This is a genomic window from Nostoc sp. (assembly GCF_036917655.1).
Lineage (GTDB): Bacteria > Cyanobacteriota > Cyanobacteriia > Cyanobacteriales > Nostocaceae > Nostoc.
The window spans coordinates 287,042-313,269 of the sequence record NZ_JBALCY010000003.1; the positions used below are offsets into that span (position 1 = coordinate 287,042).

The following is a 26,228-nucleotide window of genomic DNA, read 5'->3' on the forward strand; positions in this document are numbered from 1 at the left end:
CTAGGTAAGGCGAAATTTTTAATTACAACGGAATTAAGCTATTCTGCTGTGTATATTCGGAAATAACTAGTTTGTGGAAGCGAATAGTGTCTTCCAACATAGATTCAAATTTGAGTACTATTAAGTCAACGCCAACGGCTTCGTATTCTTTCAGGCGTTGAATGATAGTATAGCGATCGCCAACGAGTTGAGCAGACAAACCGAGATTAGCTTCAATGGTTTGACTGATATCTAGTTTGTTGTGGGCAACTACGTTAGGATCGATTTGCTCTTGAAAGTATTTGATTTGCTGCTCATCGGCAGAACGATAAATCGCTTCTAATCTGGCTTCGGCTTGGGCGGTATGTTCACGAACGATCGCAAACGCACTCATTGCTACTTTAATCTGACGCTGGTAGCGATCGCTAGCCAATCTTTTGACTTTCTGCACCAATACTGCCGTTTTTTCAGGATCATCAGCATTGATAAATAGATAATCTCCCTGACGAGCCGCTAAGTCAATCGCCCGGTCTGATTCACCAGCAATGAAAATAGGTGGTGTTGGTGTAGGCTTATCTGTGAGAATACCACCCGTAATGTTGTAGTATTTGCCAACATAATTAAAGTCTTCAACTGTCCACAGTCCCTTAATTACATCAATATACTCTTCTAATCGCGCGTATCGCTCACTGTGGGGTAGCCAGATATCTCCATAGCTTTCTACTTCTAATTTCCACCAACCTGCAATACCACTCAGAGCAAATCTGCCGTTACTGAGTTGATTTTGAATGTTTGCACTCAGTTTGGCAACGACCGCAGGTAGTTTAAAACCAGGTTGTACAGCCGCAACAATCTTGATATTCTTGGTATTCAAACTTGCTAAAGCTGCTGTAATCCAAGCGTCAGCGACATTATAGTTAGGCCCATGAACTGCATTCAAGTAATGTTCAGGAATGTAATAGAAGTCATAATCTAACTCGTCTGCCTGAACTGCCAGCTTTACCAAATCTTGAGTGGATAAATTAGCCTCATGGTTGACAACCCGCAACCATCCACCACAGACCGGCGACCAAATTCCAAACTGAAGTGGCATAAGTTTTTTTCCTGTGCCTTTTTCTACGAGACATAAACTAAACTACGGTATTTCTATCTCTTTACCGTTGTTTAGTAGTTCAGACTACCACATTTATTTCTGCTGTGTATAGTTGCAGATGACACATGAAAATCAGTTGTCTATCACGATATGGAATATAGCGTTTCCTAATCACATGAGGTACGTCATAGCCCCCTCTCGAAGAGCGGGGAGGGGGTTGGGGGTGGGGTTCTTGTACCTCACTCAACTGAGAACCGCTATAGTATCGATAGCTTGTCGAGTCCTGATTCCTGGTTGCTCTGATTGAATCAGGCTGATAACCAGCAAATATAAAATAATAATTAAATACTCAGCAAAATTGGGCAGTATTCCATTTTGGAATAGGGAAATGGAATTTAGGTATATCGAGTCACGACATCGGAAAAATTTTCGTGATAAAGTCTGATTCATTAAAAACTACGGTAGCGCGGTCGGGTTATGGTATATTACGACCATAAGAATCTAAAATTGTCTACTTGTAAACTCAGAGTAGTTTCTAGCTGCTCTCAAGCTTTCAATTTTGCCCTATCATTCTCGCTTGGATGCAATATACTTTGACCTCTCTCCTCAAAGGCTACGGTGTACACACAACTCCTATTACCCCCCTTAATCCCCCCTTATAAAGGGGGGAAACAGGAAATCCGGTTCCCTCCCCTTTATAAGGGGAGGGTTAGGGTGGGGTAAAACCTTGTGTTCTTAAGCTATTTTCAGACTTGTATATATCAAGGAGAGAGGCTTTAAATCTCACTCCCCAACGCTAGCTCTTAAGGGGCTGGAGGTTAGTAGGTCTGTATTCCATACAATATTTCCTCCTGTCTTCTCTTATAACCAAGCAGTTTCAATTACAAACGCACAATTATGGTAGATATTAAGTTCGCATACTGGATTCCCAACGTCAGCGGGGGGTTAGTTGTTAGTAAAATTCCCCAACGGACAGATTGGACTTATGAATATAATGCTCAACTAGCTCAAACGGCTGAAGAAGTTGGATTTGAATATGCTCTAGCACAAGCCAGATTTATCGCCAGTTATGGCGCTGAGTACCAGTTAGAGGCATTAACAATCGTCTCAGCCTTGGCTCCAGTCACCAAGAAATTGAAGCTAATTGCAGCAGTTCACCCTGGATTGTGGCATCCGGGAGTAGTTGCCAAAATCGGTTCTAGCATTGATTTTCTCTCTAACGGACGGTTCGCTCTGAATGTAGTTAGCGGCTGGTTCAAAGATGAATTTACTATATATGGTGAACATTGGTTAGACCATGACGAACGCTATCGTCGTTCAGAGGAATTTATCCGCGTTCTCAAAGGTTTGTGGACTGAGGATGAGTTTCACTTTAAAGGCGACTTTTACCGCATTAACGGCGGTTGGGTGAAGCCTAAACCAATTAATCAGAATCCCCACCCGGAGATATTCCAAGGTGGTAACTCCAAGGCAGCGCGGCGCATGGCTGGCCGCGTCTCTGATTGGTATTTCATGAATGGCAATACCATAGAAGGGGTGCGAGAGCAGATTGAAGAAGTGTCTGCATTAGCGAGTCTTGAAGGACGCAAAATTAAGTTTGGTCTGAATTCCTTTATCATCGTGCGAGATACGGAAGCAGAAGCCCATGAAGTATTGCGCGATATTATTGCCCAGGCCGATGTAGAGGCGGTGAAAGGATTTGGCGAAGCAGTGAAACAAGCGGGATCTTCTACTCGTGAGCGTCAGGGAATGTGGGCGAATTCCAATTTTGAAGACTTGGTGCAGTATAACGATGGCTTCAAGTCAGGCTTAATTGGCACTGCGGATCAAGTCGCTGACAAGATTCGCCAGTTTTATGAAGCGGGAGTTGATTTAATCCTTGGCGGTTTCTTACACTACACAGATGATCTCCCAGCATTTGGTAAGACAGTAATACCGATTGTGCGCGAACTGGAAGCTAATCGTCGGACAGCTGATGAGTTAGTTGTGGTGTAGATTAACAGGAACATACTTTGTAGCATTGGGCATTGGGATTGTGCTATGAATCGATTTTTGTTAGGTAAAAATCGATTCGCCCAAACTCAAATCATTATTCATATTCGCAAGTATTGCATCATATTTAATCGCTTTTGCTTTCTTGAATTTGAAGGATAGCCATCTTGTCCATCGCCAACGTTAGATGGGCAAGATGTCTATCCTTCAAATGGGATGTGCTGATTAAATACAAATATTTCGCGTTGTCTCATAGTAGTGGCGATTATGAGTCACTCAATCACAATCAAGGAGTTTTACCATGACATCAGTAATTAATACAGAACAAAAGGCGCATATTATTCAAAATGACCAAGAAGCGATCGCGATCGCTCACGAACTAGCAGCTGAGTTTGCCAAGGGAGACTCAGAACGCGACCAAAATCGGCGTTTGCCTGCTGAAGAAGTACAAAAGTTCTCCCAGAGTGGATTATGGGGGATTACAGTCCCTAAAGAGTATGGCGGTGCTTTTGTATCGAGTGCCACCCTGGCAGAAGTAGTTAAAATCATCGCCGAAGCCGATTCTAGCCTCGGTCAAATTCCCCAAAATCACCTCTATATGGTGGAAGCAGTTCGCCTGGATGGCACAGATGAGCAGAAGAAATTCTTCTTTGATTTGGCTCTACAAGGCAAGCGGTTTGGCAACGCCTTCTCGGAAATTGGTACTAAGTCTGTTACTGATGTGCAGACAAAATTAGAACCAGATGGATCTGACTTCGTACTCAATGGACGCAAATACTACTCTGCTGGGGCACTGCTGGCACATTGGGTTCCCGTTATTGCCAGTAATCCAGATGGTAAAACAGTGGTGGCATTTGTCGAACGGGATGCCCCAGGATTGACGCTACTTGATGACTGGACGAGCTTTGGACAGCGTACCACTGCTAGCGGCACTACCATTATTGAAAATGTGAAAGTTAAAGCAGAGCACGTCATTCCGCACTACTTAGCCTTTGAGCGGGCAACACCAATGGGTGCGATCGCGCAAATCATCCAAGCCGCCGTAGACGTGGGGATTGCCAAAGCCGCAGTCCGTGACACTATTTACTTTGTCCGCAACCATACCCGCCCTTGGGTTGACAGCAATTTAGAAAAAGGATACGAAGACCCGCTGACGCTTTATAACTTAGGCAATGTACAAATTCAGGTTCACGCTGCTGAAGCATTGCTGCGACGTGCGGGTGAGTTTATCGACATCGCCAACGAGTCAGGTTTAGAAGAACCCAAGGTAGTTGAAGCATCGATTGCAGTTGCTGAAGCCAAAGCCTTAGCCACCGAAGCAGCATTACTAGCTACCAACAAGTTGTTTGAACTAGCAGGTACTAAGTCCACATTGGAACAATTCAACTACAATCGCCACTGGCGAAATGCCCGCGCTCACACACTCCACGATCCCGTCCGTTGGAAATACTACGCTGTTGGCAACTACTTCCTCAATGGCGTTTACCCCCCACGCCATCCTTGGCTGTAATTGCCGCATTCTCTATTGGGGTGACTCAATTTTGGATTTTGGATTTTAGATTTTGGATTAGGAAATCTTTTCAATCTAAAATTGCAAATCTAAAATCTAAAATTCGGTTAGGTATTAGGAGGGAATATTTAACTGAATGCTTTGCCCCTGATAAATCCAACATTATTCAACATTCTTTAAGTTGATCCTATGAGCATTGCAAACCCAACCCAGAGGCGGAGCATTTGGAAAAGCCAGCCATTTAAGGGACTGCTTTTTATTGCTGTAATTGCTGTCATTAGCTATATTTTTGAACTCATCTTTGGTCAAATTATTCAACTAAATGTAGGAACAAAGTTGACTTACATCACAATATGCTTCGTCTGGTGGTGGCATCTAGGTTTTTCCCTCAACGGCTATCCAGGTTCTCGCTTTTCTTCCACCCGATTTGGACGAGGAACAGTAAATTTAGTAGTACTGTTCGCGCTAGTTTACATTACTGGAGAAGCTTGGAAATTCATCTCTGCAAAAGCAATTCTCACTGATACACCTGTTGGTTTGTGGGGACAAACAGCAATCATTGCAGCCGCCGCCAGTTTATTCTTCTTTGACAACACGATTGTCACTAGTGAGGAAGTACGCAACTGGCATCCAGTGAGCGGCTTTATTAATATCTTTTTTGCCGTCTTCTTTATTGCCCCTGCCTTCACCTTTTTACCACAAATGTGGGGACTTCAACCATTTTACATTCCTTGGTATTGGTATCCTTGTTCGACAGTGTTCGGCAGTTTCTTTGAACGTTGGCCTTTAAACAAATTGGAACTAGAAATGCCACGTTTGGGGTTACTCCATACAGGTATTGTTTTGTTACTCACTCTGATTACAGAATTGTTCCTCAAACAGCTAGGACTGGATTTGTTTACAACAACGACAGGACCAACGTTTGCAGCTATTTGGACAACAGTTGGTTTAGGATTTGTTTGGCAATTCAATATGTGGCCTTTCACAGAGCTATCACAGCCCACAAAAGGTATGGTTGCATCTGTTGCTAGTTTAATAATTTCGGTGTTGTTTTACTTAGTGACAGTATCTCTGATAGGTCAGGAAAATATTATCCAAGGGCTTTACTGGTGGTTCAATATCCTTTGGGTTCAAGTATTCTTAATGGCTCGGGGATTATACGACGGAATTAGCCTTTGGCAGGATGTGCCGCCACTAGTTGAAGAACAGCAACCCCTGAGCTTGAATCGTGAAGGGCCTTAGAATAATTCGTAATTCGTAATTAAGAATTCAATTATTAATTACGAATTAGTAAAATGTATATCTCGTTCCCAGTCTCTGACTGGGAATGCCGTTCTAGAGGCTCCGCCTCTTGAAAAGCGGCAGAGCCGCCAGGAGGCGCATTTCCAGCCTCTGGCTGGAAACGAGGTTTTAAAGGGGTTTGCGCTTAAGTTGACACCAATGGGCAATTCTGTGCCCTTACGACAGATGTGGTTCAAATACATGAAAACTGCTGTAATTACGAATTAGTAAAATGTATGAATTGTTCTTTGCACCTTTGCTGATTATCTAAAAGGTGAAAGTTGTTCTCACAGTGCCAATTACTGCATCCTGATTGTCATCGTTTTGAGCAGGGGCTGTTATCCAAATCACGCCAGGGGTGATGGCAATATTATCTGTAAGCTGATACTTGTAAAAGCCTTCAATATGTAAGGATAAATCGTTTGCAGGTGCAGGATTACCACCCCGATAAGGTTCTGCACCCACAAGAACACCACCAAGGTTGCCTTGTTTACCTAAATCTGGGAATGCCAATCCCAGAGCATAGTACCAAATATCTGCACTACCACTACCTGCCAGATTCTTGGCGTTAGTGTAGCCAAAGAACCCATTGACTGCAAATCGAGGACTAAATTTATAGAAAGCTTCTACTCCGTAGGAGTTGGTAATTGTCCGCTCAAATGGAGTATTGGCTTGTTCTGTTCCGACAAGTGTAAAACCACTACCCAGATCAAATATTGCTCCACGATTTTGGTAGGCATTTACATAGGTCAAACCAATGCCAGACTTATTGTTGGGGTTCCATGCTATTTGTCCAAATGCGCTATATTGACCATTAAAAAAACCGCTGTCTGGCTGAGGACTGGCATGATCTCCTGCTAAGTAACCCAAGCTCAATACCAATTGGTCACTGAATCGATAATTGAATCCCCCACCTGCACCACCACCAATCCGGTAGATAGGACTAGAGGAAGCAAATTCTGTCAAAGCACGACCACCTCCTGAGCCACTCTCAAGATAGGGACTCAGAGTCGGAACAAAATCATAAAGTACTCCGTTCACGGCTCCTATATAAGCATCGATTTTGTTGCCAACTGGGAAATAGTAAGAGAGCCAATCTAGGGACAGGTTATTGTTACTAGGAGCAAGATTGAAGGTTTGCAAACCTTCGGCTGAACCACCAGGAAGTTGCAAAATAGTAGTATTTCCAGTACTTAGACGAGTATTTAGAGTGTCTTTACCTGTAAAGCTAGTTTGGAAAACGAGGCGAACTCTATCTTGAAAAACTGTGTTATCACCATTAACTGACCCTTCGAAGGCATTCGTAATCACAAAGATGGCTTCCGCAGAAAGCTTTGTAGTTGTAGAAAACTGATTTGCTTCTAGTTCCGCAGTCCGAGCTTCTAAACTATCAACGCGACCCCGTAGAGTTGCTAGTTCAGGGGAAAATTCTGCTTGCAGCCTTTGTAAGGTAGTTAAGTCTTCTTTGGTAACTAAGTCAGATGTAGCTGTTGCAATTAGCTCGTTAATCCGAGATAAACAAGCATTTAAGCCTGCTGCAAATTCATAGCGAGTGATGGCGCGGTTTCCCCGATAAGTGCTATTTGGATAGCCCGCAATACATCCATAACGCTCAACTAAAGACTGGAGTGCGCCAAATGCCCAATCAGTTGGCTGCACATCTGAAAACTGAGATACAGATGTTACCTGAGACATACTGTTTGTGTTTTGGACGCTTGCATCACTATTGATTGCAGGAATTTTAGGCGTTTGTGCAATGATTGTTTCCGAAGAATTGTCCCCGAAACGTGAACGGTTGGGGCTTAGGGGTAGCTCGGCGATGCCTGGGTTGGGCTGCACCAACGCAGATGGTATATTTGTTTGAGTCCCAGTCACAGCTACTAAATTCCTGTTTTCAGCATGAGCTGATGTGTTGGCTAGCAAAGTAGCTCCTAAAATCATCGATTCCATGAATAAATTATGAAATGAACGATTGAACATTTCTATCACTCCTCACATTTTTAGTTTGAAAAATTTAGTGAAAGCCATCAGATATTTCAGTGACTTGTCAAGCTAAAAATTTATGACTAGCCCTGAAAAATGTTGAATTACTCTAAGACTCGAAAGTTTTCACTAATATCGCTACACTTCCAGATATAACCAGATATCTCAGTGAATATCTGGCGTTTTAATCTGCATATTTCAGTGGAGAAAAGACTTGTTTTCACAAAAATATAATCCCTGCACAGGCTGGTCTATTTGCTAAGGGAATATCTATCTGTAAAAAAATATTTAGACTTTAGACATAAATCTGATCTTTTTGCCCATTAATTACCATCTACTGTTTACTTATCTAGTTAAAGTAGATTGGGATATTCAACTTATTAATATTGCACATATACTCTGGAAAAACAAGTACATTAAAAAAATATTTTCATGTCATTTTTTTCTGTTTGACTCTCAACAAAATATTTGTTTATACTGCACCAACAACTTATAGTTTTAGCAAAATTAATTTATTTTTAACTTGCTTTCTTAGTTAAACTATGCAATGATATTTATATAGTACGGTAGTTTTATAAAAACACTGTAAATTGACATTTTTTCCAGTCAAATTTATAGTTGCTCCTCACAGAAGGTTAGCAGGAGAAGTTGCAAGATATGCAATTAATCGAAACTAAAGAATCTCAAAATTATCTTGATATAGCTAAGTCTTTAGCAAAGGAATTTGCAAAAACTGCTGTAGAGCGGGATGCTCAAGGGGGAACACCAAAACATGAACGCGATCGCTTGCGCCAAAGCAACTTGCTGAAACTGATCGTACCCACAGAATACGGTGGTTTAGGGCAAAGCTGGATTACCGTTCTGCAAATTACCCGCGAGTTTGCCAAAGTTGATAGTTCCATTGCTCACGTCTTTTCTTACCACCATCTAGGTGTAGTTATTCCTCATATCTTTGGTTCGGCAGAGCAAAAACAGCGATATTACTCAGAAACTATTCACAACAATTGGTTTTGGTGCAATGCCCTCAACCCTTTAGATAAAAGAACTACTCTGACACCGGAAAATGATTATTTCCGTCTGAACGGGATTAAAAGCTTTTGCTCTGGCTCTCAAGACTCGGATATATTGCCGATTACTGCCACTAATCAAGAAACTGGTGAATTGAGTATTCTGGTAATTCCCACCCAACGGCAAGGCGTTACAGTTCATCATGATTGGAATAATATAGGGCAACGCCAAACAGACAGTGGTAGTGTTACTTTTGAGAATGTGTTGGTGTATCCTGACGAAATTCTTAGTAGTAGAGACAAAGAAAGTCAACCCTTCGCCACTATTCGCGCCTGCTTAACTCAATTGAATCTTGCTAATATCTACCTGGGAATTGCACAGGGAGCATTTGAAGCTGCTAAAACATATACTTCCACTAATACAAAACCTTGGCTGACATCAGGTGTAGACAGTGCAACCCAAGACCCTTACATCCTTCAGCACTATGGTAAAATCTGGGTTGATCTCCAAGCAGCCGTGTATCTAACTGAGCAGGCGGGAGAATTACTACAAGCAGCTTGGGAGCAAGAATGGTCACTTACCGCCGAACAACGAGGAGAATGTGCGCTCTTGGTTGCTACTGCTAAAGTCTTCGCCACTAGAGTCGGTTTAGACATTACCAACCGCATCTTTGAAGTTATGGGCGCACGCGCTACTAATGCAAAATATGGCTTTGATCGCTATTGGCGTAATCTCCGCACGTTCACTCTCCACGATCCAGTAGATTACAAAATCCAAGATATAGGAAACTGGGCGTTAAATGATGAACTGCCAAAACCCAACTTTTATTCATAGTTATATCGATTCTTTCACTAAGCCAAAGGCCCTCATGTTGCCCACCCCACAAGATTGGATAATTTATTTGTTGAAAATCCTTTAAGAAGCGATTAAATTTTTGAGAGCATCTTCAGCATCAGTATTTTCTGGATCTATTTGCAGCACTTCCCGAAAAACTGCTGCTACCTCTTGTTTTGAAGATATTTTCAGGCTTACCAGAGACTTTCAGCTTAAAATAACTAAGTCAATCTTCAAACCAAGCTTAATCTCAGTATTTAAGTTTGTAACCCGTGAAACTTACCATACTGAGTAAATCAGGCAAAAATATGGCTACGAAAATTCCTGTCACAGTGATTACAGGCTTCTTAGGTAGTGGAAAAACCAGCCTAATTCGCCACCTGCTACAAAACAACCAAGGACGTCGCATTGCCGTTTTAGTTAATGAATTTGGCGAACTCGGTATTGATGGCGAATTGTTAAAATCCTGTCAAGTTTGCCCGGAAGATGGTGAGGGCGACACTAATATCTTTGAATTAACCAACGGCTGCTTATGTTGCACCGTGCAGGAAGAGTTTTACCCGACGATGCAAGAGTTAATCAAGCGGCGAGATAGCATCGACTGCATTTTGATTGAAACCTCTGGTTTAGCGTTGCCAAAACCACTGGTGAAGGCTTTTCGCTGGCAAGAAATTCGCAATGCGGCCACTGTGGATGCAGTGATTACCGTAGTCGATTGTGCGGCGGTAGCAGCGGGGACATTTGCTAGTGATCCAGAAGCGATCGCAGCCCAGCGCCAAGCAGATGATAATCTAGAACATGAAACACCTTTGCAAGAACTGTTTGAAGACCAACTTGCTTGTGCAGACTTGGTGGTGTTGAATAAAATTGACTTGGTGGATGCCGAGACAAAAGCCAGAGTTGAGGAATTAATTAAGCAAGAGTTACCTAGAGTGGTGAAGATTGTCGAGAGCGATCGTTCTCAACTTGATGCATCTATATTATTAGGATTCCAAGCCGCAGTTGAAGATGACTTAGATTCTCGTCCCAGTCATCACGATACCGAAGAAGACCACAATCACGACGAAGAAATTACCTCAGCTAATTTAATTTTGGATCGTACCTTTGACCCAGAAAAGCTGCAACAGCAGTTGGAGAAATTAGCACAGGAACAAGAAATTTACCGGATTAAAGGCTTTGTAGCAGTGCCAAATAAATCCATGCGCCTAGTGATGCAGGGTGTGGGAACTCGATTTGATAAATTTTACGATCGCCCCTGGAAACCAGAAGAGGCTAGGCAAACACGTTTAGTTTTCATCGGACGTAATTTGAAGTCTTCAGAAATAGAATCGCAGCTAGTAGCTTTGTAAGTTAGGAGTTAGGAGTGATGAGTTATGAGTGATAAAAGACTACTTAATTCAAAACCTCAAAACCAAGCTAATAACTTAAGATTCCTAATTCCTAACTTTTAATTTTTAACTCCTCACTTTACAAAAATATGACGATTTCTCAACTATTTAACGTTGCCAATCTTTTCGTGTTGCCCTTTTGGGTGTTGATGATTTTATTGCCAAATTGGAAAGTGACACGGCAGATCATGTCATCATATCTACCCTTTGTGCTGTTAGCTGGGGCGTATTTGTATTTGTTTATCAACAGCATTACGCCAGAAAATGCCCAAGCTTTATCGAATCCCCAATTAGCTGATATTGCACGATTTTTTGCAGATCAAACAGCTGCTGCAACGGGTTGGATTCATTTTTTAGTGATGGATTTATTCGTCGGTCGCTGGATTTATTGGGAAGGGCAAAAAACAGGTATTTGGACAATTCACTCCCTTGCACTCTGTTTGTTTGCTGGGCCTTTGGGATTACTGTCTCACATCTTGACTTACTGGATTGCTAAGACATTTTTCCCGAAGTTTCAGCAGAATGAAACGGCGACGGTAGGAGAACAAGAAGTATCATCAACTGGCACATAATATGGGCGCACAGCTGTCATTAGTGTTAACTTAACGTGAAAGCCAGTCTATAACGAGCTTTTATAGATTGTCTCGTTCCCAGTCGGAGACTGGGAATGCTTATAGGAGGCTCCGCCTCAAGACTTGCGGCAGAGCTGCTTTTGACTTGCATTTCCAGCCAGAGGCTGGAAACGAGGTTTTAGAGGATGTTTGAAAAGTATTGGGCGAATAGAATTCGCTACTACACAAACGAAGTCCACCTCCGTGGACTAAGTAAGGAAAAATCAAGGTTTTTAACCCACGGAGGTGGGTTTTGTCTGTGTAGCCGCGAATTCTATTCGCCAGGGCTAGTAATAAATTAGACTTTTCAAACAACCTCTTAGAGCAATACGCTTGGGTTAGCGTCAAAAATCTTAAACTGCGTAGGTTGGGTTGAGAAACGAAACCCAACATTTTCGAGGGTTTGTTGGGTTTCACTTCCCTACGGGACGCTGTTCGCCTTCGTTCAACCCAACCTACGATTATCCTTAACCCAAGCGTATTGGGTTTTAGAGGGGTTTTTGCTTAAGTTGACACCAATGCACAGCTGTGGGCCTCTACTATTACCAATTACCTGATTTAAAATCATTAAGTGTTGTCGTGTCTATAGTCAGCATCTAACCAACAGCGTGGTAGAACTTCACCTGAAGGAAAAATGAGATTTTCTTTTTTAAAAGTTTCAGGTTGCTGTTCTTCTTGACCTTCTTGGTCTTTTGCGTGAACAACATCACTATTAGGGTCAAGTAATTCCTGAATTTCAAGAATTTTAACCAATTCTCCACTATCTTTGACTTGTAAAAGCATAGAAATTGCCTCAATGAGTTTGTATGAAAGTTCAAAGCGAGTCTCAAGATAAACTCGCTTAAATCTGAACCGATTTTGAACGCGGAGATTCCTTAAATTGTTAAAGGAAATTTTTATCAGATATCCACACATAAATTACACAAGATTCATCTGTGTGTGTCTGTGGAGTTTATTTTTATAAAATAGATACAGTAAACATATACCTAATTCAGAAGCTAAAAGCGAATCACGAAATGCTGATTAAGAAAATTGTCCAACTAAGATAATCTTGGTTTTAGCGATTATAAATTGCGTTGATATTTCTCCAAGATATCTACTAAAGTAACCTGGCATTGCAGTGGGAGGAAATCGATTAAAGGAAGTTCGCTTTTACCGCCGCCAATTTTTACTTTAATTGATTTCAAGACTTTTATAACTTGGTCTTCATTTACATTGTTGGAAGTAATTAAGGGATACAACTGTTCAGCAACAAGGGTATGCAGCTTGGCATTAGATAAATAAAGATGCCATTTGGCAATGTCTATGTAGACATTTTCGCCAATTTCAGCTGCTAGGGCTTCCAGTAGTTCTGTGGTGTTAGTCTTAGCCATAAAAATAACCCTACATTAAGAAAGAGCGCGAAATCTCAGGCTTTTCTACATTATCGCTCAATTAACAGGCTAATCCTACTACCACAGGTTACAATCGCCCCAGCATCACCAGTCCGTCTTCAGATGGATTCGGATGGATCGCTGTAGTTGGCGATCGCAGCAATATAAATTAGATGTACCAATAATATTCCTGTCCAACTACCAGTCAACCACGGCAGCCACTCCCATGTAGTGCCTTTCAAGTTGTGGAAAAACCACAAGCCAGAATTAATACTAGCAGCGATCGCCACATGGATGGCAAAATTCATCCGGTCATCTATCTTGCGGAAATCAGCGTCTTTGCGATCGGGTTCGCGAGGCCAACGAGGAGGCATAAATATTTGTTACAGATTTAAATACACCCTAATCATTCTAAGGTTTTTGGGGCATTTATGTCGTGCATCTAGGCTCAATGCCTATTCCTCTTGTGTTTAGTGGGTGTAGCACTAGTGACTTCCAACTCATCATACTTATTGACTTTGTAGATGATGGTCGAAAGTAACCAACTTAATATAAAGATGGCAATGATTAAGTAACCAATTGTGCCAAAGTTCTCACCTAGTTGACTAATGAAATCCCAAAACGGACTTTTCAGTTGTAACTGATCACCAATAATGTTCAGAGCCTCAATTCCGCCAATGACCACAGCAACTAGTACAGAAACAAGGGTGATGGTCATGTTGTAGTAGAGCTTGCGGATTGGTTTGACGTAAGCCCAGCCATAAGCACCAAGCATTAAAATGCCGTCGGTGGTGTCAATCAGGGACATACCTGCGGTGAACAAAGCTGGAAACAATAGAATCGACCAGATAGGCAGACCTTTGGCTGCTTGATTTGCAGAAATCCCCAGCAGTGCTACCTCTGTCGCCGTGTCAAAGCCTAAACCAAAGAGGAAACCCAAAGGAAACATTTTCCAGCTACTATCTATCAACCGAAACAAAGGACGGAAGATGCGACCGAGTAGCCCACGTTGGTTCAAAAATTCATCTAAAGATTGCTCGTCGTAGATTCCACCCCGCTTGACGGTTTGGAAGGTCTTATAAACATCCCACAGCACCACCATATTGATTGCTGCAATTGCTAGTAGGAAAAGTGCAGAAACGCTACTGCTAATTAGCCCCCCAAGCTTTTCCAAACTGGGAAAGTCGTTATGGATAGTTGTAGTGGTTAAGGCGATCGCAACAGAGGCGGCAATTACAACGGTGGAATGACCTAGAGAGAAGAAGAACCCAACAGCAACAGGTCGTTTGTTCTCCTGCATCAATTTCCGGGTAACATTGTCAATCGCGGCGATGTGATCGGCATCTACAGCATGACGTAGACCAAAGCTATAAGCTAATACGGCAGTGCCAAGCAGAAGGGGGTAGCGATGGAATGTAATCAGGGCAACTACCCAGACCAAAATATTCACGCTAATCAGGAACGCATAAATGTTGATAACTTTACGTCTAACGTTTCTGGAACTATCGTTGAAAACACGCGAAAACCTGGATAGCATTTATCACTCCTCATAAAGGCATATTTCGACAAGGTGAAAAACGAATCAGACTCTGTATGAGCCGTATCAGCATACTGAGGCAGCTATTTCGGTTTCATTCATGAAAACTACTTATATTGACATTGACGTAAGGTTTAGTAAAACCTATCTAAATGACAGAGGGATTGCAAGGTTATGTCAAAAGTGTGGCTAGTCGGTCATACTTCATAACGGTGAGCAGCATTGGCAGGCTGAAATATTTATAAATAGGACTTGTCAGCCCAGTAAGAAAATCCCATTCTTACTTCTTTAGGACTTACGCACAAAAGATCCCCCAACCCCATTAAAAAGGGGGCTTTCAGGGTTCCCCACTCAAAAAGGGGTTAGGGGGGATCTAGGTTTTAGGTTTTCAGTTGATGAAGAGTTTGAAAGCCCAACCGATCTCAACAAAGCTATAGGTGAGATAATCTAGGTTATTGCTCTGGCAAGGAGTAATCTCCTGATTTCCCGCCACTCTTACTTATTAAACGAATTGATTCAATTTGAATCGACTTTTCTAAGGCTTTTGCCATATCGTATAAAGTCAGTGCAGCCACAGAAACGGCAGTTAAGGCTTCCATCTCTACACCAGTTTCAGCTTTGGTTTTGACTGTGGCTTGAATTTGATAACCAGGTAATTGCGGATCGGGTATAATCTCGACTGCGATTTTTTGCAAAGGCAACGGATGACACAGAGGAATTAAAGTGGCTGTTTGCTTGGCCGCCATAATCCCAGCCAATCTTGCAGTTGCCAACACATCTCCTTTTGGCACATTTCCGGCTTGAATAGCAGCGAAGGTTTTTGGCAGCATCCGCACTTTGGCCTCGGCTACAGCTTGGCGGACGGTGGGTGCTTTGTCAGACACATCCACCATCTGTGCCTGTCCTTGGCGATCTAAATGGGTTAAGTTGGCAAAATTAGATGGAATATCTTGCGTCATTTAGTTAGAACGTGTTAATATAGATTGTCGGTGAGGGCGTGTAGCTCAGTGGACTAGAGCACGTGGCTACGGACCACGGTGTCGGGGGTTCGAATCCCTCCTCGCCCGTTTTTGAAAGTTAAGAGTTGAAAGTTAGGAGTGAGGAATTAAAGTTCCTCACTCCTAACTTTTAAGTTGTTCAAGGCGTAGACATCTGGAGCTAGACCGAGTGCAAAGCGCAGCGAGTTGGATAGGTCTTTGCTCGACTGCGTGAGGAAGATGACAAGTGCTAGAGAAGTGATCGCAGCACCGTAGCTAAACATATCGCGGTAGCCTACAAGTTCTGCTATTGTACCCAGAAGAGGAGCAGCGATCGCAATCCCCAGGTCAAGTTTAGCTACACATATAGCAAAAATTTTCCCCCGTTCTTGAGGCAGTGAGCGGTCTGCCATCATAGTAATCATCATCGAGATTAGTGTACCACCACCACCACCTTCAGCGATCGCAGCTAGTAAGAACACGATCGCGCTGTCAGCCTGCCACAGCAGTATTAACGCTAAAACGTAGCAAAAAATACCAAAGGTGATAAATAAACCACGACCAAAGCGATCGCTTGCCTTACCAGCAAACACTCTGATACTAAAACTGATATTTGTCCTATGAGTAACGAAAAAGAAAATTGTCATGTTTTAAACAGTAATAGCGAAATTATTTTTACGATTATTTCAACTATTTTTCGGAATAACTCAAGATGAGGATGTAGTCTCTTTAGTAATTAAACTTAAGCATTTTACCAAAATCATGAGTAAGAATTTTAAGCGAGATGATCGTGTAATTGTGTCTACGGGAAAATTTAAAGATAAACGTGGTAAGGTGATTGATCCTGAAATTCTTGGTACTCAGCATGGATACAGTGTCAAGTTAGATGAAAAAGGCACTGAGAAGCAAGACATTCTAGAGAGGGATTTAGAAGCAGAAAATCTAAGTCAGTCTGAAATAGATACCGAAATAACAAAGCTAAAAGAACTGGTTAAAGAAGAAGCTGACAAAATTTCAAACAAAGTAGTAAAAGACAAAGTAGTAAAAGAACTACCCGAACATTTGACATATCTTCAGAAGGCTCTAAAGCCTGAAAATAAATCTAAATCAGAATCTGAAAACGAGTACAAGTACATATCAAAAGAAATGAAAAGAGTATTTGACAGTGAGTTAGTAGAAGAAAATATAAGCTTGAAAAAATTAGAGAATTGCTGGAAAAAGTCGCTCAACTAAAAGGAAATTAACTTATAATTAACTTCAGTAGTAAGTTGACAGCTGGTGAAGCGATTTTTGAACCATCTGAAAAAGTCGAGAAAATGAAGAGTGCTGAGTTCCGAGTGCTGAGTGCTGAGTTAAAAGACCACCCACAAGGGGTGGGATAAGCTAAAAAACATTTAATTTGCATAATCGAATTAAACATAACTCTTGTAGGGTGGGCATCTTGCCCGCCCAGGATATGCAATTTAAATGTCCGACAGCTTATCAACCTTCTCAAGAGTTAAGAAGATTCCGCCCACAAGGGGCCTTGCTCGTACCAAGTACATAAGTGCTGAGTAGTTTTTTACTTGACTCAACTCAGCACTCAGGACTCAGGACTGAGTGTTGTCAAAGTCATCCACCTCAATACTGACGACGACCCACGCAATTTAGAAGGTCGTGCCGGAGTTGAACGCAGAAATAAAGCTTTGCAAGCTAGAACCCAACTTAATGTAGCGCTGCAAGCAGTGACTACTGCTGTAAAATTACTAACAGAAGGTTCTAGCTTACAGGTGATACCTGAAGCTAGAACACTGCTTGAATAAACCTGTATACAAGTTTAATGAAAGTATAATCAGCAAAGGGAATAAGGTATAGAGTTGCCACTCCTCAGATAAGTAAAATAAATCCATCTGACCTGAAAACCGCTTGCTTACGGCATCAAGCGGCTTTTTCATATATAAGTTTTAGTTAATTGATGCGGTTTGTAGCCGGCAATTGTCAAGTAAGTGAGCAACTGTGAGGGTTGCGTGCGTTGTGGGACAATTTGAAGAAATTGCCACAGCTGTAAAAATCAGCAGGTTGCGCCGCAGTTCGGCGTCAGTGGTTCTAACGTGAACACAACAAGCAATCAAGATACTATCAATCGGCTCAAGCAATTTCGATGTATCACTACTCGATATGATAATTTAGCTATAAATCATCCAGTAATGATTATGATCGCCTTGATAAAATTTTTCCTAAAGGCTTTTACTTATGAAACGATTGTTTGCTATTGCTACTAGTATATTTATTTGCTTTTGTTTTGCTCATTTAGCTCAAATATCTCAGGCTGATTCCAAAAACTTTGAGCAAGATAATTGTCCTTCAAGATTATTAACAAGAGGAGAGGGTTGTTTTGTTTATCAAGTTAAAGATAATAATTTGTCTATTCCTGTGTACTATTATCTGCCTAATAAATTGAATTCAAATACTCAAATAGTATTTGCTATGCATGGTGAAAAACGGAATGCTAAAGATTATAGAAATGATTGGAGAAAAATCTATAGCTCCAATAGCGATAGCAAGCCAAACTTTATCTTACTTGCCCCTCAATTTGCACAAAATGACTTCCCAGGATATGCTGGTTATAACCTGGGAAATATGTTTACACAATCTCTTAACAAACTAAAATCTCAAGACCAATGGGCATTTTCAGACATTGAAAATATTTTTGATTTTGTGAAAACAAGTGTGAAACTTAAGTTAAATACTTACTATATATACGGTCATTCTGCTGGAGCGCAATTTGTACATCGAATGATTATTTTTATGCCTCATACACGGATCATAAAAGCTGTTGCTGCGGAAGCTGGTTCGTATACTGTACCTGATAAAGATATGGAGTATCCTTGTGGCTTGAGAAAACAAACTGGAAATCAACTACCACCTGTGGAATTAAAAACGGCATTCAGCACACCAATGACTATAATTTTGGGTACGAAAGATAATAAACCTCTCTCGGATGAACATGATACTTATAGCTGTGATGCAAAACAAGGTTCTAATCGTTTGAATCGTGGTGAATATTTTTACACTCAAGTAAAAAGAATCGCTAATTCTAGAAAAGAGAATTTGGAATGGACTCTTAAACAAGTTACTGCTGCTCACATTGTTGCACATACAAATCCCCCCATTGAAGATCCGATGCTGGTATCTTGTGCATCTCTGGAATTTTTTCCTAACTTAAAAGGTATTAAGTGCAATTGATATTTCTGACTTCTTTACAAAACTTCTACTTTTCTCATTTTTTAAAGGTTAAGCACTTACCCAGAGGGTAATGACCAGGGTAAGCGTACCTGATTTTGTAGCTAAATTTACAGATTATTTCGCACAATTATAGATTTTGAAAACGATATAAGTATTAAAGACGTTCTTTTAATGAATATTTAAGAGGGGGGAAGCGATTGCCGTCGGCAATCGCTTCCCCTCTATACAATGATTATTATTATTGTTTAAGCCTGTACTTTTGATTTTTGTTGAGTAATTTATTCTTTGGAAGTCCTTTATTTAACATTTTTTGCTACCACCTCTCGCACGCGATAGATAGGCCGTCCTTGGGATTCATGGTATGTACGCATGAGCAATTCTGCCAAAAGACCGAAGCAAAATAACTGCACTCCAGTTACTAACAAAAGAACTGCTAAAATTAGCAAAGGGCGATTGCCAATCATCTCACCTAAAGCCAATTTGACGAAAGTCAAGTAAATTCCGATCGCTGTCCCTGAAACCATTGAAATCAAGCCCAATAGTCCAAAAACGTGCATCGGGCGGGTGAGAAATTTTTTCATAAACAGAATGGTTAACAAATCCATCAACACGCGGAATGTCCGCCAAATCCCATATTTACTGCGACCAAAGCGACGGGCGTGATGACGCACGGGTATTTCGGTAATTCTAGCTCCTTCAATGTACGCCAAAGCGGGTAAAAATCTGTGTAATTCCCCGTAGAGGTTCATATCTGCCAACAGTTCTGCACGATAGGCTTTCAGCGAACAGCCATAGTCATGAATATTCACGCTAGTGGTACGGCGAATTAGCCAATTGGCAATTTTGGAAGGAAGTAACCGATTGACGGCACCATCTTGGCGTTTTTGCCGCCAACCACTCACCAAATCGTAACCTTCGTCCAGCTTTGCTAATAACATCGGGATATCAGCTGGGTCATTCTGGAGATCAGCATCTAAAGTAACGATCGCTTTACCGACTGCATAATAAAATCCAGCAGCCATCGCCGCAGTTTGTCCGTAGTTGCGACGCAAAATCACCGCCTTTAAATCAGTGCGGATTTGCGCCTCTTTCTTAAGAAAATCCCCGGAACCATCTGTAGAACCATCATCCACACAAATGATTTCATAATTTACCTGACTAGAGGATAAAGTAGATGCGATCGCTTCTAGTAAAAGCGGCAAACTTTCCACCTCGTCATGTATCGGTACCACTACCGAAACATCTGGGACAATTGCGGAAATAGCCCCATTCTCCTGACTCAACCCTTGATCAACCAACCCACTCCTCATATATCTCTGCACCCTCAGCGTCTCTGTGGTTCGTAACTCTTAAAAACTCTACCAGCACCTCGCAGCTGCTGATAATACGACTGACTAACCGCATCTCCCTGTTCCGAGAGAACATCAATCCCAATCCCATCCCGTCCCTGCTCTTTCCCAGAACTATGGATGTAATAACCATCCGCCAAATAAAGTCCAACATGGGTTGCTTTTTGGCTAGTTCCAAAAAATACCAGATCCCCGGCTGCTAATTCTGCAATAGTAATTGGTTGAGTGAATCCTTCCTGTTGATAGGCATCTCTAGGTAGCCAAATACCCAGCGAAGCAAACGCCGCCTGCATCAACCCCGAACAGTCATAATTTGGCCCAACCGTACCACCCCAAAGGTAATAATTTGATTGTTGCATCGCTTTTTGGGTAAAGGCGATGACCTCTGCTAGGAGTTTTTTAATTTCAGATTCAGAAAATGTTGCAGCCTGATAAGGTACAGTAGCAGATTGTAATGAATCAAAATCTGAAAAGGATACCCATCCCGGATAGTCATCTTCACACAAATACACCTCAACGGCTGAATTTTGATGATTTGATGTTACCCATAAATATCGCCCAGATGCGGCTTGAGTTGCTAAACGCCTACATTCAGGAGAATCATATAAGTTCAGGTCAGCTAAACACTGATATTCCCCTGATTTTGGATTTTGGATTTTGGATTTTAGATTAAAGGACATTACTAGAGAATGATTTTTTTTAATAAAGACGAACAACTCGAAAATCTTGGTAATGGCATTTTAGATGCAACTTGGGCAGCATTTCCGACTTTAGCCCGTAACCAAATTGCCCTGACTTGGGTTGTTTACGATCCACCAGTGCTAGTAAATACTGGTGGGGCGCTAACTCCCAACGCTTTTTGGGATCATCCAGTTCGTGGTTTTACTTACCGTGGTGTTGAGCGGATTTATCCCGCGAGTGTAGTCAAGCTATTTTATCTGGTGGCGGTAAACGAATGGTTAGAAAAAGGCATGATCCAGCAGACTTCCAAAGAGTTGGAGCGAGCCTTGCGGAATATGATTGTAGATTCCAGCAATGATGCTACCAGCTTGATTGTGGATATCCTAAGTGGTACCACATCAGGGCCAGAATTACCAATCGGGCCCTTTGAAACCTGGAAATATCAGCGTAATATTGTTAACCGCTATTACCAATCCTTGGCTTGGGAAGAAATGGAAACGATAAACGTCTGTCAAAAAACTTGGGGTGATGGCCCCTATGGACGGGAACGGGCGTTTGTGGGAGAGTTACTGGAAAATCGTAATATGTTGACAACAAATGCGATCGCTAGGTTACAGCATAGTATTGTAGGTGGGGTGGCGGTTTCAAGTGGGCGATCGCAAGCGATGATGGCTTTGCTTAAACGTTCTCTCAACGATTTGCCCGTTGATGCTGAGGAAGACCAGGTAACAGGTTTTTTAGGTGGTGGAGTGACTCAAGATGCTCAAATTTGGTCAAAGGCAGGTTGGACAAGTCAAGTTCGCCATGATGCTGCGTACATTGAGTTACCAGAACAGCGCCCTTACCTTTTAGTGGTATTTACTGAAGGGAAAGCACAGGCTAAGAGTCGGGATATTTTGCCCTTTGTTTCTAAACTAGTTGCCGATGCGATTAGCAGTCTATAATTCAAAATTGCCTCGTTCCCAGTCTAAGACTGGGAATGCCTACTGAGGGGCTGCCGCCTCCCTGATTAGCGGCAGCAGCCCAATGAAAAGCATTTCCAGGTTACACCTGGAAACGATATTTTCAAAAGTTTTGGCTTAAATTGACACCAATGCACATCTGTGCATCCCTACTATTTCAACTTAAATTCATCAAACTTCAATACCTCCGAATCAGGCTTGCGAGTATCAAAACGATAACTACTTATCGTACCCGTTCCCGTATCAAAGATACTAAAAACCGTAATATCATTACTGGTAATATAAGGCATCGGCTTCCCATCTTCGCCCAGCAAGGGGGAAATTGTTGGCATTATTGGTTCTAAACCATTGGGATCACCAACCTTAACATAATCCTCTTGATATCCAATTGGTACTTCTCGCTTTCTCTCACCCCAAGCAGCACCGTAAGTATTGCCCACATTAGATGTTTCTAGAAAGTGCATTCCACTAGGACTAACAAAGCGGTTCCACAAATGAGAATGCCCATAAAATACCAATTGCACATTAGCTGCTTCTAGTAAAGGCACAACATCGCGGATAATGTAATCTGCATCTTTGGGGTATTCATAACGCACTGCTTTGATATTATTATCATCCCGTTCAATTATCTGTACTGGTTCTGTATAAGCAGGAACTATATTATCACCCAGAGTATGGGGCGGATGATGGAACATCACAACCTTGTATTTTGCTTGTTTAAACTCAGGGCTGTTGAGTTCTGCCTCTAGCCAATTGTACTGCTTGCTACCTTTAGCAATTGGCTCATAAATCAACTGTCCATAACCCCAATTTTCAGGATTATTTAAATCCTTTTCTGCTTCCTGATATCTACCCTTACGCTTTCCATCTAAGCTGGGAGTCCGCCACATATTCGTAGCGGACAGTACCACCAAACGCGCATCACCAAAACTAACTGCATAATACCTTTTTCCACCCTCTTTACTTTTTGGTAAAGAGAAAATCTCTTCGTAAGTATTAGTATTAAAAGAATTATCTATTAAAGATTTGTTCGGGTAGATTTTTTGAGCAACGGCACGGGGAATTGTATCATTAAATTCACCATCTAAACTTCCTGTCCTAGCAAATCGCCCCATCACCTCATGATTGCCAATGCAAGTAAACATAGGTGCATGTTGAATGATTTGTCCACCAGTGTAAGTTGTTTTAACACCGTCGTGTGTCATGTCATATTTAGCACGACCTTGTAAACCGGGAAACAAAGCACCACCGCTATTATCATCAAACCATTCTGAGGCGCGATCGCTAACATTGACCAAATCACCGGCAAACCACACCCCATCGACTCGTCCAACCGTTTCTACCACCTTTTGCAGATTTGCAGATGTCATCGGCTTTAACTGATGGTCAGAGGTCAGCAGAATTTTTAATGGTGTATCGGGTTCTGGAGTAGCTGCGAGGCTAAAAACATCACTGCTAACCCTCTCGCCGTCTTCTTGTACACTCGTAACACGATAGTTTACTCGCAAACCAGGAGTTAACCCAGTCACCTCAGCTTCATGTCGCCAAATATCGCGCTGGACGGGTTTTTGATAAACTTGGCCGTCTTTGGTTTGGTTTGCAACTCTTGACTCTTGGTCTTCACGCGTGCGACTGAGTTTGGTAATATTTGCCTTAGCAGTTTGTTTGAGATTTTCGCCGTAGGTTACTGTGTGATTAACACCAGCAAACTCAGTAAACCAAACTACTCGCACTGAGGTTTCAGTTGGCAGTTGCAAAAAAGGGTCGGTGAGCAGTTGGGGTGCTGATGTCATAATTGTTTGCCCAAATGAACGCACACTTACCAGAGTAAAGCATATAACAAGCACAAGCGTAGCCACTGAGAAGATTTTACGGCGGCTTTTGCGTCTGAACATGAGTAACATACCAAATTTTTTAGGGTATTCACCAACTGAACGCAATTTTATTATTAGCCTTTTTTGCGGACAGGGTTAAAAATTTATCCTCCAAAAAGCCTCTAGTTTTAGCATTACGCTTCATCTGTAGGCTTCTCCAGTTTTATAAAGTTTTAGAGCATATTGTTACTAGTCCAGTAATTACACTGGATGAAATATCATATAAGTCAACTAAATTTAATTTGTATCTTTGTTTAAACAAACTACTTCTAGAAATATATCATTACAGATTAATTAATTGTTTTTATTTTAGAGGTATATAACAATTTAAACGCAGCAGATTTTTATCTGAATAGCGACAATTTTTCATCTTTTAAAAACTTTGAAAATACTGCGAGGTGTAAGCTTCGTGGTCAGAGTTTACTGCGCGGTTTTGGGTAAAAATACACATCTGCCACAAGCTTTATATCTATGTCAGTATTAGAACTACAACAGTCTATCTTAAATTCACTTCAAAACCTTAAAAGTCTTGATACACTCAAAAAATTGTTTTGGAATCAATTGAACTATGAACGAGTGAATAAAGAACTTTCTCGGCGAAAATTGACTGATGCAGTTGCTAATGAACTTACAGATGATCCTTTATTATTAGCATCCGGTGGTGCTAATAATGCTTTTCACATTATTTATGCACGTTTGAGTTCAGAAGAGTTGTCAAGACAGGGTGAAAGAAGAGTTGTCGATTATCTTCTGAAAGAACATCCTTATGCATTATTTGTATTTTCTAATAAATTGCGATCGCAGTGGCACTTTATTAATGTTAAATATGATAACACCCTTCAAAAACAAAAGCTATTTCGGCGCATTACCGTTGGAGAAGGGGAACAATTACGCACAGCCACAGAAAGAATTAGTCTGTTAGATTTAGAAAAACATTCTAATGCTTCAGTGTTAGATATTCAGACACTTCATGATGAAGCATTTGATGTTGAAAAAGTTACCCAGGAATTCTTTAAAGAATATCGTAAAACTTTTGAGAAAGTTGAAGGACTAATAGACTGGAACACAGACAAGGAACGTAAACGATTATTCACCCAAAAGTTATTTAACCGTCTAATGTTTATTGGCTTTATCCAGAAAAAAGGTTGGTTAAAATTCCAAGGAAGCATAGATTATCTATCAACTTTGTGGGAAGCTTATCTAAAAGATGATAATAGATCAAATAAGAACTTTTATAAAGATAGACTTTCTCACCTTTTCTTTTTAGGACTCAATAATCCCCAAGAATATGATATAGCAAATATTAATAATGGTGGTTTACTTAAAGACCTGATTGGTCATGTACCCTACCTCAACGGTGGTTTATTTGAACAAGATGAAGATGACAACGATGATAAAATTATAGTTTCAGATGATTGTATAGACAGTATTATTCATAACCTATTTCAACGTTTTGCTTTCACCGTCACTGAGAGTACACCGCTAGATGTAGAGGTAGCAGTAGACCCAGAAATGCTAGGTAAGGTGTTCGAGGAACTCGTAACAGGGAGGCATGAATCTGGCAGTTATTATACTCCTAAACCGATAGTTTCTTTTATGTGTCGTGAGGCATTGAAAGGATATTTAAAAACACAGGTATTAGGAGAAGCCACTGATAGTATATCAGAATTTGTTGATGAACATCACCCAGATAATATTAAGAATTCAGAAGCGATTCTAGAAGCATTACGTTGCGTCAAGTGTTGCGACTTAGCTGCTGGAAGTGGCGCTTATATACTTGGAATGCTTCATGAATTATTAGATTTGCGTCAATGTTTATTTGCTAACAAAGGTCTAGATTCCAATACTGTCTATCAGCGCAAGCTAGATATTATTGAAAATAATCTTTACGGTGTAGATATTGACATTTTTGCAGTCAATATTGCCAGATTACGGTTATGGCTATCGCTGGCTGTAGAATATGAGGGGGATAATCCGCCGCCACTACCAAACCTAAAATATAAAATTGAAGTGGGAGATAGTTTGATTGCTCCAAGTCCTGCAACCACAGGAGTGATTAGACATGAATTTATCAGCCAATTTTGTCAGAAGAAAGCTGAGTATATGCGGACTCATGAAGGGGGTAAGAAGCAAAAGTTAGAGCAGGAAATTAATGAATTAAAAACTCAAATTGCATTAATTACTCATGGTAGCACTCAAGTAGCAGGGTTTGATTGGGCTGTAGAGTTTGCAGAAGTATTTACAGATGGTGGGTTTGATATTCAGGTAGCCAATCCGCCTTATGTGCGACAAGAATTAATTAAACACCTAAAGCCGACACTACAAAAAGTGTATCCGGCTGTTTATACAGGAACGGCTGATTTATATTGTTTCTTTTATGCCCGTGCTTTGCAACTGTTAAAATCAGGTGGGATGTTAGCATTTATTTCTTCTAACAAGTGGTTTCGCGCTAAATATGGCGATAAGCTGAAAAAGCAGGCTCTTCAGTACTTGTTATGCCAAACTAATAAATAAAATGCCAATTTAATAAGCATCTGACTCTAAAATTTTCAAAGCTTCTAAATCCATAAC

Annotated in this window: 21 protein-coding genes, 1 tRNA gene and 1 pseudogene; 12 read left to right on the plus strand and 11 right to left on the minus strand. The window is 41.2% G+C overall.

Going from position 1 to position 26,228, the window contains the following annotated elements:
* Positions 1 to 22: 22 nt before the first annotated feature.
* Positions 23 to 1,072, minus strand: a complete 1,050-nt coding sequence (locus V7K30_RS02700) for an LLM class flavin-dependent oxidoreductase (RefSeq protein WP_334996850.1) — start codon at positions 1,070 to 1,072, stop codon at positions 23 to 25.
* A gap of 897 nt (positions 1,073 to 1,969) precedes the next feature.
* Between V7K30_RS02700 and sfnG the strand changes: the two genes are divergently transcribed.
* The 3 genes from sfnG (at position 1,970) to V7K30_RS02715 (ending at position 5,816) form a co-directional block, all read left to right on the plus strand.
* Complete coding sequence (gene sfnG, locus V7K30_RS02705) at positions 1,970 to 3,067, plus strand: dimethylsulfone monooxygenase SfnG (protein WP_334996852.1); 1,098 nt, start codon at positions 1,970 to 1,972, stop codon at positions 3,065 to 3,067.
* Positions 3,068 to 3,365: 298 nt separating this feature from the next.
* The gene (locus V7K30_RS02710; protein ID WP_334996854.1) at positions 3,366 to 4,574 is read left to right on the plus strand and encodes an SfnB family sulfur acquisition oxidoreductase; all 1,209 of its coding nucleotides are present in this window, start codon (positions 3,366 to 3,368) and stop codon (positions 4,572 to 4,574) included.
* 189 nt (positions 4,575 to 4,763) lie between these two features.
* Entirely contained in the window at positions 4,764 to 5,816 is a 1,053-nt protein-coding gene (locus tag V7K30_RS02715; protein WP_334996856.1) for a hypothetical protein, read from the plus strand.
* A 306-nt stretch (positions 5,817 to 6,122) separates the two neighbouring features.
* Here the strand turns inward: V7K30_RS02715 and V7K30_RS02720 are convergent, their stop codons facing one another.
* Positions 6,123 to 7,835: an iron uptake porin gene (locus V7K30_RS02720; protein ID WP_334996858.1), complete on the minus strand. Its 1,713-nt coding sequence runs from the start codon at positions 7,833 to 7,835 to the stop codon at positions 6,123 to 6,125.
* 660 nt (positions 7,836 to 8,495) lie between these two features.
* Here V7K30_RS02720 and V7K30_RS02725 point away from each other — a divergent pair.
* The 3 genes from V7K30_RS02725 (at position 8,496) to V7K30_RS02735 (ending at position 11,640) form a co-directional block, all read left to right on the plus strand.
* Complete coding sequence (locus V7K30_RS02725; protein ID WP_334996860.1) at positions 8,496 to 9,680, plus strand: acyl-CoA dehydrogenase family protein; 1,185 nt, start codon at positions 8,496 to 8,498, stop codon at positions 9,678 to 9,680.
* A 308-nt stretch (positions 9,681 to 9,988) separates the two neighbouring features.
* A complete protein-coding gene (gene cobW, locus V7K30_RS02730; RefSeq protein WP_334996862.1) occupies positions 9,989 to 11,029 on the plus strand; it encodes a cobalamin biosynthesis protein CobW in 1,041 nt (346 codons plus the stop codon).
* 128 nt (positions 11,030 to 11,157) lie between these two features.
* The gene (locus tag V7K30_RS02735) at positions 11,158 to 11,640 is read left to right on the plus strand and encodes an ABA4-like family protein (RefSeq protein WP_334996864.1); all 483 of its coding nucleotides are present in this window, start codon (positions 11,158 to 11,160) and stop codon (positions 11,638 to 11,640) included.
* 606 nt (positions 11,641 to 12,246) lie between these two features.
* On the opposite strand, the gene V7K30_RS02740 is transcribed toward V7K30_RS02735, so the two are convergent.
* From V7K30_RS02740 to moaC, 5 genes are all read right to left on the minus strand, one after another.
* On the minus strand, positions 12,247 to 12,462 hold the full coding sequence (locus V7K30_RS02740) for an acetyltransferase (protein WP_334996866.1): 216 nt from the start codon (positions 12,460 to 12,462) through the stop codon (positions 12,247 to 12,249).
* 281 nt (positions 12,463 to 12,743) lie between these two features.
* On the minus strand, positions 12,744 to 13,052 hold the full coding sequence (locus V7K30_RS02745) for a DUF3181 family protein (protein ID WP_334996868.1): 309 nt from the start codon (positions 13,050 to 13,052) through the stop codon (positions 12,744 to 12,746).
* Between the two features lie 119 nt (positions 13,053 to 13,171).
* On the minus strand, positions 13,172 to 13,426 hold the full coding sequence (locus V7K30_RS02750; RefSeq protein WP_334996870.1) for a hypothetical protein: 255 nt from the start codon (positions 13,424 to 13,426) through the stop codon (positions 13,172 to 13,174).
* Between the two features lie 74 nt (positions 13,427 to 13,500).
* Positions 13,501 to 14,589, minus strand: coding sequence for a HoxN/HupN/NixA family nickel/cobalt transporter (locus V7K30_RS02755; RefSeq protein ID WP_334996872.1), 1,089 nt, complete (start codon positions 14,587 to 14,589; stop codon positions 13,501 to 13,503).
* A 452-nt stretch (positions 14,590 to 15,041) separates the two neighbouring features.
* Complete coding sequence (gene moaC / locus V7K30_RS02760; protein ID WP_334996874.1) at positions 15,042 to 15,548, minus strand: cyclic pyranopterin monophosphate synthase MoaC; 507 nt, start codon at positions 15,546 to 15,548, stop codon at positions 15,042 to 15,044.
* Positions 15,549 to 15,582: 34 nt separating this feature from the next.
* Here moaC and V7K30_RS02765 point away from each other — a divergent pair.
* Positions 15,583 to 15,656 (plus strand) — tRNA-Arg (locus tag V7K30_RS02765).
* Between the two features lie 38 nt (positions 15,657 to 15,694).
* Here V7K30_RS02765 and V7K30_RS02770 read toward each other — a convergent pair.
* Positions 15,695 to 16,177: pseudogene (locus V7K30_RS02770) on the minus strand (MFS transporter); the annotation flags it as partial.
* A gap of 151 nt (positions 16,178 to 16,328) precedes the next feature.
* Here V7K30_RS02770 and V7K30_RS02775 point away from each other — a divergent pair.
* From V7K30_RS02775 to V7K30_RS02785, 3 genes are all read left to right on the plus strand, one after another.
* Entirely contained in the window at positions 16,329 to 16,799 is a 471-nt protein-coding gene (locus tag V7K30_RS02775) for a hypothetical protein (protein WP_334996876.1), read from the plus strand.
* A 332-nt stretch (positions 16,800 to 17,131) separates the two neighbouring features.
* Positions 17,132 to 17,368 carry a hypothetical protein gene (locus V7K30_RS02780; protein ID WP_334996878.1) on the plus strand — a complete coding sequence of 79 codons (237 nt, stop codon included), beginning with the start codon at positions 17,132 to 17,134 and terminating at the stop codon, positions 17,366 to 17,368.
* A gap of 430 nt (positions 17,369 to 17,798) precedes the next feature.
* Positions 17,799 to 18,791 (plus strand): hypothetical protein, encoded by a 993-nt coding sequence (locus V7K30_RS02785; RefSeq protein ID WP_334996880.1) that lies wholly within the window; start codon positions 17,799 to 17,801, stop codon positions 18,789 to 18,791.
* Between the two features lie 296 nt (positions 18,792 to 19,087).
* Here the strand turns inward: V7K30_RS02785 and V7K30_RS02790 are convergent, their stop codons facing one another.
* Both V7K30_RS02790 and V7K30_RS02795 read right to left on the minus strand, forming a co-directional pair.
* Positions 19,088 to 20,101, minus strand: a complete 1,014-nt coding sequence (locus V7K30_RS02790) for a glycosyltransferase family 2 protein (RefSeq protein ID WP_334996882.1) — start codon at positions 20,099 to 20,101, stop codon at positions 19,088 to 19,090.
* Positions 20,102 to 20,115: 14 nt separating this feature from the next.
* Positions 20,116 to 20,820, minus strand: a complete 705-nt coding sequence (locus V7K30_RS02795; protein ID WP_334996884.1) for a C40 family peptidase — start codon at positions 20,818 to 20,820, stop codon at positions 20,116 to 20,118.
* A gap of 9 nt (positions 20,821 to 20,829) precedes the next feature.
* On the opposite strand from V7K30_RS02795, the gene V7K30_RS02800 reads away from it, so the two are divergent.
* Entirely contained in the window at positions 20,830 to 21,765 is a 936-nt protein-coding gene (locus V7K30_RS02800) for a serine hydrolase (RefSeq protein ID WP_334996885.1), read from the plus strand.
* A 170-nt stretch (positions 21,766 to 21,935) separates the two neighbouring features.
* Here the strand turns inward: V7K30_RS02800 and V7K30_RS02805 are convergent, their stop codons facing one another.
* Positions 21,936 to 23,576, minus strand: a complete 1,641-nt coding sequence (locus V7K30_RS02805; RefSeq protein ID WP_334996886.1) for a metallophosphoesterase family protein — start codon at positions 23,574 to 23,576, stop codon at positions 21,936 to 21,938.
* A 552-nt stretch (positions 23,577 to 24,128) separates the two neighbouring features.
* Here V7K30_RS02805 and V7K30_RS02810 point away from each other — a divergent pair.
* Positions 24,129 to 26,171, plus strand: coding sequence for an Eco57I restriction-modification methylase domain-containing protein (locus V7K30_RS02810; protein WP_334996890.1), 2,043 nt, complete (start codon positions 24,129 to 24,131; stop codon positions 26,169 to 26,171).
* Positions 26,172 to 26,228: the final 57 nt, after the last annotated feature.